The organism is Burkholderia sp. MSMB1589WGS, assembly GCF_001636105.1.
GTDB lineage: Bacteria > Pseudomonadota > Gammaproteobacteria > Burkholderiales > Burkholderiaceae > Burkholderia > Burkholderia humptydooensis.
The window spans coordinates 2,375,628-2,387,623 of the sequence record NZ_LNJT01000008.1 but is presented as its reverse complement, the minus strand read 5'-3'; the positions used below and the strand labels follow the sequence as shown (position 1 = coordinate 2,387,623).

11 protein-coding genes and 1 pseudogene are annotated in these 11,996 nt (G+C 68.2%); 11 read left to right on the top strand and 1 reads right to left on the bottom strand.

Annotated features, from left to right (window positions below; all coding sequences use genetic code 11):
• Positions 1 to 3: 3 nt before the first annotated feature.
• Positions 4 to 516 (top strand): annotated as a pseudogene (gene nadE, locus WT16_RS27725) (NAD(+) synthase); the annotation flags it as partial.
• Between the two features lie 128 nt (positions 517 to 644).
• Here nadE and WT16_RS27720 read toward each other — a convergent pair.
• Positions 645 to 1,586, bottom strand: a complete 942-nt coding sequence (locus WT16_RS27720; protein WP_059931763.1) for a TetR/AcrR family transcriptional regulator — start codon at positions 1,584 to 1,586, stop codon at positions 645 to 647.
• A gap of 111 nt (positions 1,587 to 1,697) precedes the next feature.
• Here WT16_RS27720 and WT16_RS27715 point away from each other — a divergent pair, with 111 nt between their 5' ends.
• The 10 genes from WT16_RS27715 (at position 1,698) to bimD (ending at position 11,848) form a co-directional block, all read left to right on the top strand.
• Positions 1,698 to 2,915, top strand: a complete 1,218-nt coding sequence (locus WT16_RS27715) for a Tm-1-like ATP-binding domain-containing protein (RefSeq protein ID WP_006028853.1) — start codon at positions 1,698 to 1,700, stop codon at positions 2,913 to 2,915.
• Positions 2,916 to 2,917: 2 nt separating this feature from the next.
• The gene (locus WT16_RS27710) at positions 2,918 to 3,760 is read left to right on the top strand and encodes a phosphoenolpyruvate hydrolase family protein (RefSeq protein ID WP_015603318.1); all 843 of its coding nucleotides are present in this window, start codon (positions 2,918 to 2,920) and stop codon (positions 3,758 to 3,760) included.
• Positions 3,761 to 3,803: 43 nt separating this feature from the next.
• A complete protein-coding gene (locus tag WT16_RS27705; RefSeq protein ID WP_006028855.1) occupies positions 3,804 to 4,244 on the top strand; it encodes an SRPBCC family protein in 441 nt (146 codons plus the stop codon).
• A gap of 408 nt (positions 4,245 to 4,652) precedes the next feature.
• Positions 4,653 to 6,218, top strand: a complete 1,566-nt coding sequence (nirK, locus tag WT16_RS27700; RefSeq protein WP_063534694.1) for a copper-containing nitrite reductase — start codon at positions 4,653 to 4,655, stop codon at positions 6,216 to 6,218.
• A 24-nt stretch (positions 6,219 to 6,242) separates the two neighbouring features.
• Positions 6,243 to 7,088: a formylglycine-generating enzyme family protein gene (locus WT16_RS27695; RefSeq protein ID WP_063534693.1), complete on the top strand. Its 846-nt coding sequence runs from the start codon at positions 6,243 to 6,245 to the stop codon at positions 7,086 to 7,088.
• Positions 7,085 to 7,699: an SCO family protein gene (locus WT16_RS27690; RefSeq protein WP_063534692.1), complete on the top strand. Its 615-nt coding sequence runs from the start codon at positions 7,085 to 7,087 to the stop codon at positions 7,697 to 7,699. Before WT16_RS27695 ends, WT16_RS27690 begins: the two co-directional genes overlap by 4 nt.
• 251 nt (positions 7,700 to 7,950) lie before the next feature.
• Positions 7,951 to 8,976, top strand: a complete 1,026-nt coding sequence (locus WT16_RS27685; protein WP_059931751.1) for an N-acetylmuramoyl-L-alanine amidase — start codon at positions 7,951 to 7,953, stop codon at positions 8,974 to 8,976.
• Positions 8,977 to 9,123: 147 nt separating this feature from the next.
• Positions 9,124 to 10,407 (top strand): autotransporter strand-loop-strand O-heptosyltransferase, encoded by a 1,284-nt coding sequence (locus WT16_RS27680; protein WP_015604118.1) that lies wholly within the window; start codon positions 9,124 to 9,126, stop codon positions 10,405 to 10,407.
• 48 nt (positions 10,408 to 10,455) lie between these two features.
• Complete coding sequence (locus WT16_RS33180) at positions 10,456 to 11,442, top strand: YadA-like family protein (RefSeq protein ID WP_082875033.1); 987 nt, start codon at positions 10,456 to 10,458, stop codon at positions 11,440 to 11,442.
• 49 nt (positions 11,443 to 11,491) lie between these two features.
• Complete coding sequence (gene bimD / locus WT16_RS27670; RefSeq protein WP_015603111.1) at positions 11,492 to 11,848, top strand: protein BimD; 357 nt, start codon at positions 11,492 to 11,494, stop codon at positions 11,846 to 11,848.
• The last annotated feature ends 148 nt before the right edge of the window (positions 11,849 to 11,996 follow it).

The window sequence follows — 11,996 nt, the reverse complement described above, 5'->3', positions numbered from 1 at the left end:
GCCGAACCGGCCGCCGACGCGATGCCCGCCACGCTCGCGGCAGGCGGCCTCGCGCATCTCGACCACGCACATCAGGACTTCGTGCTCGGCAACATCAAGGCGCGCGAGCGGATGATCGCGCAATACGCGGTTGCGGGCGCGCGGCGCGGCGTCGTGATCGGCACCGATCACGCGGCGGAACCGGTGATGGGCTTCTTCACGAAATTCGGCGACGGCGGCGCGGACGTGCTGCCGCTCACGGGCCTGACGAAGCGCCGCGTGCGCGAACTCGCGCGCACGCTGGGCGCCGACGAGCCGCTCGTGATGAAGACGCCTACCGCCGATCTGGAAACGTTGCGTCCGCAACTTCCCGACGAGCACGCGTGCGGGCTCACGTGCGAGCAGATCGACGATTTTCTCGAAGGCAAGCCGGCCGACGACGCGGTCGCCAAGACGGTGCTTCGGTTCTACGACGCGACGCGCCACAAGCGCGCGCTGCCTTATACGATGTTCGACTGGCCGGACCGCCCGGCGTGAGCGCTCACGGAATCGGCGTCGGCTCGGCGCCGTCCCGTCGCTTCGCTCCGGAGCGTGATCGGACGCGCGCCCCGCACCGCCGCGGCGTAGCTCGCAGCGGCGCATGCGCCGCCGGCCGAGTCGCCTATTCAGGCATCGCGCTTGTCATCGTCGGAAGCGGGCGATGTGAGCGGGCGACCCTCGATGTTTGCGCCGGAGGCGTCGCGGTTCTGATCCGCGCCGCCCGCGGAGCCGGTGCCGCCCTGCACGGTGGCGGCTCCCCCCGGAGATGTGCTGCCCGAAGATGTGCTGCCCGAAGAGGCGCGGTCGCCGCCTTGCGGCGAAGCGTCTGCCGTCGCGCCGGCATCGCGCGCGGCTTGCGCGCTCTCCGCGCTTCCCGCCCCTGCCGCCGCGCCGGCGCCGCTCGCCACCGCATCCGCCACCGCGCCCGCGGCTCCCGCCGCCGCACCGCTCGCTTGCGCGAGCGTCGCCCGCACGAGCGCCGAGCTCATCCATTTGATGACGTTCATGAACTGCCGGAAGTCGAGCCCCCAGATATCCTTCAGCACGACCATCGCCTCGGTGCCGTAAAGCAACGACAGTGCCTGCGCGAGCCGCGCGGCCACCGCCGGATCGACGCCCGCCTGCACCATCGGCTCGACGGCGAGCGTGAGCAGCCGCCGGCGATTGCCGCGCCGGTACTTCGGCTCGTCCTGCGCGCGCCGCGCACGCTCGTTCGCCCACTGATGCAGCGCGACCTGCAGTGCGGCGCGCAACGCGCCCTCATGCTGCTCCATGCGCGGATACGCGAAGTCGAGCAGTTCGTTCACGCGCGCCTCGACCGACGTCGACGTCGGCTGCCATTGCAGCACCGGCCCGAGGCTCTCGTCGACGACAGTGCTGACGAGCGCCGCCTGCGACGGGAAATAGCGGTAAGCGGTGGCGCGCGACACGCCGGATGCGTTCGCGAGCTCGGTGATCGACGGAAACCAGCCTTGTTCGAGCATCGACAGCGCGGTCTGCAGCAACAGCTCGCGGGTCTGCGCGCGCGTTTCGGACAGCGTTTCCGGTGCGGATACGGGAGTTGGCATGTGTTGTGTGAGGACGACCGCTGAGACGGCCGTCTCATCTGTGTTAAAGTTATCGCGGAATCGAATCGCGGTACATCGTGCGACAAACGAACGATCGGCGAAGGAGACCAAATGGTACCCCACCGTAAACAGATCTACGTTGCGGCAACCGTTGATACAAAGGGCGCGGAAGCGCATTTCGTCAAGGACCGGATCGCCGACGCGGGGCTCTCGGCGGTCGTGGTCGACCTGTCGACCCGCGCGCCGGGGCTCGCGGCCGACATCGGCGCGGACGCCGTCGCCGCGCACCACCCCGACGGCGCGGCCGCCGTGTTCTGCGGCGACCGCGGCCGCGCGATCGCCGCGATGGCGGTTGCGTTCGAACACTACATCAGGAGCCGCGACGACGTCGCCGCGCTGATCGGCCTCGGCGGCTCCGGCGGCACGGCGCTCGTCACGCCGGCGATGCAGGCGCTGCCGATCGGCGTGCCGAAGCTGATGATCTCGACGATGGCGTCGGGCGACGTGTCCGCGTACATCGGCTCGTCGGACATCGCGATGCTCTATTCGGTGGCGGACATCGCCGGCCTGAACCGGATCTCGCGCCAGGTGCTCGCGAACGGCGCGCACATGATCGCGGGCGCGGTGCGCGACATGCGGCCGCTGCCCGCCGACCTGAAGCCCGCGCTCGGCCTCACGATGTTCGGCGTGACGACGCCGTGCATCCAGGCGGTCACGTCGCGGCTCGACGCGCGCTTCGACTGCATCGTGTTCCATGCGACCGGCAAAGGCGGCCCCGCGATGGAAAAGCTCGCCGACAGCGGCCTGCTCGACGGCGTGCTCGATCTCACCACCACCGAAGTCTGCGACCTGCTGATGGGCGGCGTGCTCGCGTGCGGCGAAGATCGTTTCGACGCGATCGCGCGCAGCAAGGTGCCGTACGTCGGCTCGTGCGGCGCGCTCGACATGGTGAACTTCGGCCACATCGACACGGTGCCGCCCCGCTACGCGCAGCGGCTGCTCTACAAGCACAACCCGCAGGTCACGCTGATGCGCACGACGCCCGACGAGAATCGCCGGATCGGCGAATGGATCGGCGCGAAGCTCAACGCGTGCGACGGCCCCGTGCATTTCCTGATTCCCGAGGGCGGCGTCTCGGCGCTCGACGCACCGGGCCAGGCGTTCTGGAACCCGGAAGCCGACGCGGCGCTCCACGCCGCGCTCGAAGCCACCGTCGTGCAGACGGAGAACCGCCGCCTCGTGCGCGTGCCCGCGCACATCAACGATCCGCAGTTCGCCGACATCGCCGTCGAACACTTCTTGTCGCTTTACGCAGCACACCGGAATTGAAGATGAAGAGACTTTCACGCGCCGACATCCTCGAAAAACTGCGCGCGACCATCGCGCGCGGCGAGCCGATCGTCGGCGGCGGCGCGGGGACGGGCCTGTCCGCGAAATGCGAGGAAGCGGGCGGCATCGACCTCATCGTGATCTACAACTCGGGCCGCTACCGGATGGCCGGGCGCGGCTCGCTCGCGGGGCTGCTCGCGTACGGCAACGCGAACGAGATCGTCGTCGACATGGCGCGCGAGGTGCTGCCCGTCGTCAAGTCGACGCCCGTGCTCGCCGGCGTGAACGGCACCGATCCATTCTGCAACTTCGACGCGTTCCTCGACGAGCTGGCGCGGCTCGGATTTTCAGGCGTGCAGAACTTCCCGACCGTCGGCCTCATCGACGGCAATTTCCGCGCGAATCTCGAGGAAACCGGCATGGGCTACGCGCTCGAAGTCGACATGATCCGACTCGCGCACCGCAAGGGCCTGCTGACGACGCCGTACGTGTTCAGCGAGGCCGACGCGATCGCGATGACCGAGGCGGGCGCGGACATCGTCGTCGCGCATCTGGGCCTCACGACGGGCGGCACGATCGGCGCGAACACCGCGCGCACGCTCGCCGATTGCGCGCCGCTCGTGCGCAGTTGGGCGGATGCGGCAAGATCGGTGCGCGACGACGTGATCGTGCTCTGCCACGGCGGGCCGATCGCTTCGCCCGAGGACGCCGCATACATCCTGCGCGCGTGTCCGCAGTGCCACGGTTTCTACGGCGCGAGCTCGATGGAGCGGCTGCCGGCCGAAACCGCGTTGACCGACATGACGCGCCGCTTCAAGGAGATCGACAGGCGCATCGCGTCATGACGCCCGCGCGCGACGCGCGCGCCTCCACGAGGAACCGAACGACATGAGCTACACCTCCTTCGCCAGCAGTGTCATCGATGCGCCGATCGAGCGCGTCTGGGCGTTCTTGCGCGATTTCGACGGCCTCGCCGCGTTTCATCCGGCGATCGTCGAGAGCCGCCTCGAGCCGGGCCCGGACGCCTACACGGTCGGCGCGATCCGCTACCTCACGCTTGCAGACGGCTACGTGCGCGAGAAGCTGCTGAAGCTCGACGAGCCGAATCACGCGCTCGAATACTCGATCGTCGAATCGACGATGCCGGTGCGCAACTATGTCGCGGGCGTGCAGCTCGTCCCCGTCACCGATTCGGGCAAGACGTTCGCGCAGTGGTGGGCGAACTTCACGACGGAAGGCGTCGAGCTGCAGCCGGTTGCCGCGTCGATCAGCGAGCACGTGTTCGCGGCGGGCTTTCGCTCGCTCGCGGACAAGCTGCAGGCGCGCTGACGTGCCGCAGCCGCGATGTTTCGCCGCGCCGGCGCCCGTTGCGGGCATCGCGCGCGGCTTGCCGGCGGTTCGCGCCGCCGGCCGTTTCTCGGGTTCTGGCAATGGCCCTCGGATAAAGCCGGAACCTTTTTGGCCGACCGTGACCGGTCGGCCACTTTTTATCCGCAATCGCGCCGCGCATGACGGCGCCTCCCCACGCAGACGGCGAACGGTTCGCGCATAGCGCGCGAACCGTTCGCACCCCGCACGACTTGCGGCAAGCGGGCGCAGCCGCGCCGCCCGGAATTCATCTGGATTAAGTAATTTCCCGACCTTGCCGCACCCTTAAAGATGCACTTGCTGCGTATCAATACTCGACCACCCCGCGATCGATAGCTTGGAGAAAACGAAGCCAGCGAGGGGCTGATCATGAAAGACCTGCAATCGATCCGTGGCCAACTGCGCGCCACGTTCCTGTCCGTCCTGCTCGGCGCGATGGTCGCGGCGAGCGCGCAGGCGGCCACCACCACGGGCAAGGTGCCCGGCGATTTCGGCCCGCCGCAGGGCAAGCCGATTCACGCGACGCTCGTGAGCCCGCCGAACGTGCCGCCGCCCATCACGCGCCGCTATCCGGCGAAGGTCATCGTCGATCTCGAAGTGGTCGAGAAAGTGATGCCGATCGCCGACGGCGTGAACTACACGTTCTGGACCTTCGGCGGCGCGGTGCCCGGCAACTTCATCCGCGTGCGGCAAGGCGACACGGTCGAGTTCCATCTCAAGAATCGTCCGGACAGCAAAATGCCGCACAACATCGACCTGCACGCGGTGACGGGCCCGGGCGGCGGCGCGACGTCGAGCTTCACCGCGCCTGGCCACGAATCGCGCTTCACCTTCAAGGCGCTCAACGAAGGACTCTTCGTCTATCACTGCGCGACCGCGCCCGTCGGCATGCACGTCGCGAACGGGATGTACGGCCTGATTCTCGTCGAGCCGCCCGAAGGACTGGCGAAGGTCGACCACGAGTACTACGTGATGCAGGGCGATTTCTACACGAACGGCAAGTATCGCGAGAAGGGGCTGCAGTCGTTCGACATGGACAAGGCGATCGACGAGCGCCCGACCTACGTCGTCTTCAACGGCGCCGAAGGCGCGCTGACGGGCGACAAGGCGATGCGCGCGCGCACCGACGAGACGGTGCGCCTGTTCGTCGGCAACGGCGGGCCGAATCTCGTGTCGAGCTTTCACGTGATCGGCGCGGTGTTCGACAAGGTGCGCGCGGACGGCTCGAGCGTCACGCAGAACGACGTGCAGACGACGCTGATTCCGGCGGGCGGCGCGGCGACGATCGAATTCCACACGCGCGTGCCGGGCAACTACACGTTCGTCGATCACTCGATCTTCCGCGCGTTCAACAAGGGCGCGCTCGCGATCCTGAAGGTCGACGGTCCGGACGACAAGGCGATCTATTCGGGCAAGGAGCTCGACGCGCCGTATAGCGGCGACAGCGTCACCGCCGCGGCGGGATCGGGCCCGACCGGATCGCCCGCCGCCGCCGCGGCCGGCGCGAAGGCCGACGCAAAGGGCGGCGCCTCGCTCGTGAAGACGGGCGCCGCCGCGAGCGCCGCGCCGCCGTCGCTGCCGGCGCAGGTGAAAGCGGGCGGCGCGGTGTTCGCGAGCACCTGCGCGGTGTGCCATCAAAGCGCCGGCAGCGGCTTGCCGGGCGTGTTCCCGCCGCTCGCCGGCTCCGACTTCCTCGCCGCGAATCCGAAGCGCGCGGTCGGCATCCTGCTGCACGGCCTGAACGGCAAGGTGACGGTCAACGGCCGCGACTACGATTCGGCGATGCCGCCGATGGCGCAACTGACCGACGACGAAGTCGCGAACGTGCTGACCTACGTGCTGAACAACTGGAACAATCCGGGCGGCCGAATCAGCGCGGACGAAGTCGCGAAGGCCCGCGCGAAAGCGCCGGCCGTCGCCGAGGCGGCGCACTGAGCGCCGGCGTCACGGAGAACCGCCATGCGCGCGTCGACACCACGCCATGCCGGCCGTGCGGCGAGCGCCGCGCGGCTCGCCGGCCTCGCGATCGTCGCGCTGGCGCTCGCGTTCGGCGTGACGATCGCGCACGCCGCGCACGCCGCGCGCTTCGTGCGGCTGCCGGGCGGCGATTTCGAGAGCGCGCTGCCGCAGGATGTGCCGGGCCGCTCGACGCCCGTTCACATCGACGCGTTCGAGCTGCAGGATACGCCGGTGACGGTTCGCGCGTTCGCCGCGTTCGTCAGCACGCATCCCGAATGGCGGCGCGACCGCGTCGCGCGCGTGTTCGCCGGCCCCGCGTATCTCGTCGACTGGGCCGATCCGCTGCAGCCGGCTTCCGCGACGCCGCCCGACGCGCCCATCACGGGCGTGAGCTGGTTCGCCGCGCGCGCGTATTGCGCGAGCGAAGGCGCGCGGCTGCCGACGTGGCTCGAATGGGAGCACGCGGCGGCCGCCGACGCGACGCGCACCGACGCGCGCAACGATCCGCTGTGGCGCCGGCAGATCCTGTCGTGGTATGAGCAGCCGGCGGCGCGCGTGCCGCCGAGCGTCGGCGGCGCGCCGAACGTCTATGGCGTGCGCGACCTGCACGGGCTGATCTGGGAATGGGTCGACGACTTCAACGCCCTTTTCATCAGCGGCGACAGCCGCACGCAAGGCGACCCGGACCAGCAGCGCTTCTGCGGCGCAGGCGCGATCAGCATCGTGCGCCGCGACAGCTACGCGGTGCTGATGCGCGTCGCGCTGCTGTCTTCCCTCACCGGCGCGGATTCGACCGGAAGCCTCGGCTTTCGCTGCGCCCGTTCCATTTCAGGAGACCAACCATGAAGCTCGACTCTCTCGGGCCGCGCGGCGCGCTCGCGCTGATCGCCGCCGCGTGCGTCGCGACGGCGGCTCACGGCGCGGGCCTTCCCGCCGCCGCAACCACTGCGGCCGCCGCGTCGGCAAGCGATTCGCTGTATCAGGCGAACGCAACGCTGACCGATCAGGATGGCAAAACATTTGGCCTTGCCGATCTGCGCGGCACGCCGACGCTCGTCAGCATGTTCTACACGTCGTGCAAGATGGTATGCCCGATGCTGTTCGAGACGATCGGCCTCACGCTCGACGCGGGCGGCGAGCCCGCACGCAAGCGTATCAAGGTCGTCGCGGTGACGATCGATCCCGATCGCGATTCGGTTGCGGTGCTGCGCAAGACCGCGAACGCGCACGGCCTCGACGCGCGCTGGCGGCTCGCGCGCACCGACCGCAACAGCACGCGGACCGTCGCCGCGCTGCTTGGCGTTCAGTACCGCAAGCTCGCGAGCGGCGAATTCAACCATTCGAGCACGATCGTGCTGCTCGATGCCGACGGCCGCATCGTTGCGCATACGAACACGCTCGGCGAGACGGACCCCGCGTTCGTCGACGCGATGCGCAAGCAGCTCGCCGCGCAATGAAAGGACGGCGGCGTCCGGAACGGCGCCGCTTCGAGCGCTTCAATAATCGACGTGACCGAATCGCCCGATATCGGTTGTTTCCCCGACGCCCGAACGCCCGCTGCTTGAAATAATCGCGCTGCTGAATGATCGGCCGAACGATCGGCGCTACCGCTGCCGAAGCCGTTCTGTCGGCGCATGCATCGCGATGCGGATCGCGATCGTCCCGCTACCGGGATCGCGCCGGACACTCGCCCAAGAGGAACCACTGAATGAGCCAACCACGTCAAACGCGACGCGACGACATCGCGAACGCGAAACGCCGCCGATTCATTGCGCGCGCCTCGCTATGCACCGCAGGCGTGCTCGCATCGCCGTACGCCACGCATGCCGCCGGCGGCAACCCGCGCAGCGCAAGCGACGCACGCCGTGCGCATGACTTGGCGATCGACCCGTCGATCTCGTCGCCGAACCAGGACTCGCGCGTGCGCACGCTCGTGCTGCACTACACCGCGCAACCGCTCGCGCGCTCCGTCGCCCTGCTGACCGATCCGACGCGGCCCGTCAGCGCGCACTATCTCGTGCCCGATGCGGCCGACGAAGGCAAGCGCTTTCGCGTGTTCGCGCTCGTGCCGGAATCGAGGCGCGCGTGGCACGCGGGCGTCAGCTACTGGCAAGGCGAGCGCCTGCTCAACGCGGGCTCGATCGGCATCGAGATCGTCAACGCCGGCTTTCCCGATGCGGACGAAGACGCGCCGCTGATGCAGCGCCGATGGTCGCCGTTCCCGGACGAGCAGATGGCGGCCGTCGGCCGACTCGCGGCCGACATCGTCGCGCGTCACGCGATCCCGCCGCAGAAGGTCGTCGGGCATTCCGACATCGCGCCCGGCCGCAAGCTCGATCCCGGCCCGCTCTTTCCGTGGCGAACGCTGTACGAGCAATACGGCGTCGGCGCGTGGCCGGACGCGATCGCCGTCGCGTACTACCGCGCTTGCCGGCCGTTTCGCGGAGAGGTCGCCGAACTCCAGGCGAAGCTCCTCGCATACGGCTACGACACGCCGCAAACCGGCGCGCTCGATTTGCGGACGACGGACGCGATCGCGGCATTCCAGATGCATTTCCGCCCAGCACGATACGACGGCGTGCCCGACGTCGAAACCGTCGCGATACTCGATGCGCTGCTGGACAAGTACATCGCGCGCGACGAGCAGCCGTTGCGCGACGAGAAAGCCTCCACGCCTGAAAAAAACGATCAGGCGCCGGCATTGGGCTTCGCCGATGCGAATCCGCTCGCTTAGTCGAACGTAACGACCTCCCTGCGCGTTGCGTCGCAAGCGGAAAAGCGTCGCCGTGCAACGGCCATCGCCGCGCGCGCGGTTCCGCACCAAGACGCACGCGCCTTTTTCGCCCGCATTGCGGCGCGCCACCGAACAACGATTGTCATCATGCACTCCTCTCTTTCGTATTCCGATGCGAACGCCAGACGAAGCGCGTACGACGTGCCGAAGGTCACGTTCTCAGGATCACATCCGTGCGCACCGCAGCCGATAGCCGCGCCGAACGGAACGCACGCGCGAGGCTTCACGCCGCCCGCCGACATGCCGACGTGGTCCGGCACCGAAGGCGTGCGCTTCGACTTCAACGACGGCTGCCGCGTGCTGCTGCCGGATGGAGACTGGACGGTCCGCCTGCGCGACGCGCACACCGACATGCCGCTGTTCGACACGCAGATCGGCGCGGGCGTCGTGACGAGCACGCGGAAGCACTTCGTGCCGTTCCTGATCGAGATCGACGCGGGCGGCAAGCGCGTCTTCAAGCATCAGTTCGACGCGCACGGCAAGCCCGTGCTGATTCAGTTCGAAGCGGGGCGGCTTGGCGAGGCGCTCGGCTGGTTCGGCTATGCCGTGAAATTCCAGCGGAAACATCGCTGCAGGCTGACGTGCTCGATGCCGGCGCCGCTGATCTCGCTGCTCAAACCGGGCCACCCGGACATCGAGTTCGTGACGCCCGAGCTCGTCAAGCCCGAGTGCTACTACGCGACGTACCGGCTCGGGCGCTTTTCCGGCGACGAAGCGCGCGCGTACCAGCCAAGCGCGCCGCAACTCGTCGGCGCGCACCGCAGCGCCGCGTACATGCTCGGCGTCGATCCGCGCGAGGCGCCGCCGCGCATCGAGCTAGCCGACGACAGCCGGCCGCTCGCGGGCCGCTATGTCTGCATCGCCGCGCAAAGCGCGCTGCGCTGCGCGCGCTGGGAGCGGCCCGGCGGCTGGCGGGATTTGCAGCGGTTTCTGACGGCGGCCGGCTATCGGATCGTCTGCGTCGATTCGCCTTCGCCGGACGTCGTCGACGAAAGCAGCGCGCTCGCGCAGGCCGCGCACGTTCTTCCACCCGACACGCCGTGGACCGAGCGCGCGCGGTGGCTGCGGCATGCGGCGTGCCTGATTGGCGTGCCCGGCGATCTCGCGTGGCTCGCATGGGCGGCCGGCGCGCCCGTCGTGCTCATCAGCGGATTCACGCATCCCGTCAGCGAATTCGACACGCCGTATCGCGTGATCAATTTCCATGCGTGCAATAGCTGCTGGAACGACGCAAGCGCGAACTTCGACGATGCCGATGCGTCGGCGTGCCCGCGTCATGCGGGGACGTTGCGGCAGTTCGAATGTGCGCGGCTCGTGAGCGTCGAGCAAATCAAGCACACGATTCGATCGATTCCTGCTATCGCCAGTTGATTCCCCCACCCGACAATCCGCCTCATTGGTTCTATACATCCTCACCGTATGAAATATCACCGTCTTCCCCGCTCTCATGCTCAACAAGACACCGGGCGAGCCGCATCGACCGTTCAATTTCAGCGCTTCGCGCATCTGCTATGTTCGTCCATCGCTCCGCTGGCCCTCGGCTTTTCCACGGATGCGCTCGCTATCGAACAGGCTGAAAGTACGGCGTTTAACGCGGTGATCGAGCAGATAAAAAAAGGTGGAATTAAATTGAAACCAGTTGGGAACCGCACGCTACCAAACAAAGTCCCGCCGCCGCCGCCGCCGCCGCCGCCGCCGCCGACGCAGCCGACGCAGCCGACGCAGCCGACGCAGCCGACACAACTGCCGTCGATTCCTATCGCGACACCAACTTCAGGACCCGCGACAAACGTCACCATCAACTTCAATTCGGCCGGTGCCTCAGCAATGGGCACGAACTCTATTGCTCTTGACCTCCCTGCACGCGCTAAGGACAGCGATTCGCTTGCGAGCGGATGGCTCGCTCAAGCGAGCGGTAGCCGGTCAACCGCGATCGGCGCCGAAGCAAATGCGTCCGGTCAAAATACTGTCGCGCTCGGCGCTGGCTCCATAGCGGATCGTAACAACACGGTATCCGTCGGTCGTCACGGTGACGAACGACAAATCGTGCACGTCGCAGCCGGCACGCAAGCCACCGATGCCGTGAATGTCGGTCAGTTGAACCTCGCGATGTCGAATGCGAACGCCTACACGAACCAGCGCATCGGCGACCTTCAGCAGAGCATCTCCGACACCGCGCGCGACGCGTATTCCGGCGTCGCCGCAGCAACCGCGCTGACGATGATTCCCGATGTCGACCGCGACAAGACCTTGTCGATCGGCGTCGGCGGCGCGGTCTACAAGGGCCATCGCGCCGTCGCGCTCGGCGGCACCGCGCGCATCAGCGAAAACCTCAAGGTGCGCGCGGGCGTCGCGATGAGCGCAGGCGGCAATGCGGTCGGCGTCGGCATGAGCTGGCAATGGTGAGCGCCCGCAAGCGCGCATCGCACACATCGTCAAGGAAGCAAACGGCACGATGAAATTTCCGATCCTTCTATCAACCCTCCCGGCGCTCGCGTTGTCGATCGCGAGCCTCGGCGGCTGCACTCGCGACGCCGAACCCGCGCCCGTCACGCATGTCGACGCCGGCGCGTCGGCCTCGCAAGGCAGGCCCTCCTACATGGAAGAGTTCAACGAGAGCATCCGGTCGATGAGCGGCGAGCACGAGACCGGCGTGTACATCAATCGCGGCTGGGGCATCTTCAACACGATCAAGGCGGCGCCGTCCGCCGACCCGGCCACGTCGGCATGCGCCGCGCCGAGCGGCGCGCGCCATGCGCCCGCACAGGCGCTACGGCCGGGTCCGGCCGCCGCCGATTCCCGGATGTCCTGATCCGCTCGCGCCGCGACGTGCCCGACCGCTTACGGGCGGCGGCACGTCGCGGCGCGCTCTTCGCTCTTCGCGCGCCGCACGCCACGCGCTGCATGCGCGCCAACGACAACCCCGCCCCCTCTCGCGCGATCGCCGCGCCCCCGTTACG

Excerpts from the sequence above, each read along its gene's own strand:
- nirK (WP_063534694.1), top strand. The coding sequence starts at position 4,653 with ATGAAAGACCTGCAATCGATCCGTGGCCAACTGCGCGCCACGTTCCTG.
- WT16_RS27710 (WP_015603318.1), top strand. The coding sequence starts at position 2,918 with ATGAAGAGACTTTCACGCGCCGACATCCTCGAAAAACTGCGCGCGACC.
- WT16_RS27720 (WP_059931763.1), bottom strand. The coding sequence starts at position 1,586 with ATGCCAACTCCCGTATCCGCACCGGAAACGCTGTCCGAAACGCGCGCG.
- WT16_RS33180 (WP_082875033.1), top strand. The coding sequence starts at position 10,456 with ATGAAATATCACCGTCTTCCCCGCTCTCATGCTCAACAAGACACCGGG.
- WT16_RS27705 (WP_006028855.1), top strand. The coding sequence starts at position 3,804 with ATGAGCTACACCTCCTTCGCCAGCAGTGTCATCGATGCGCCGATCGAG.
- WT16_RS27685 (WP_059931751.1), top strand. The coding sequence starts at position 7,951 with ATGAGCCAACCACGTCAAACGCGACGCGACGACATCGCGAACGCGAAA.
- bimD (WP_015603111.1), top strand. The coding sequence starts at position 11,492 with ATGAAATTTCCGATCCTTCTATCAACCCTCCCGGCGCTCGCGTTGTCG.
- WT16_RS27690 (WP_063534692.1), top strand. The coding sequence starts at position 7,085 with ATGAAGCTCGACTCTCTCGGGCCGCGCGGCGCGCTCGCGCTGATCGCC.
- WT16_RS27715 (WP_006028853.1), top strand. The coding sequence starts at position 1,698 with ATGGTACCCCACCGTAAACAGATCTACGTTGCGGCAACCGTTGATACA.
- WT16_RS27695 (WP_063534693.1), top strand. The coding sequence starts at position 6,243 with ATGCGCGCGTCGACACCACGCCATGCCGGCCGTGCGGCGAGCGCCGCG.
- WT16_RS27680 (WP_015604118.1), top strand. The coding sequence starts at position 9,124 with ATGCACTCCTCTCTTTCGTATTCCGATGCGAACGCCAGACGAAGCGCG.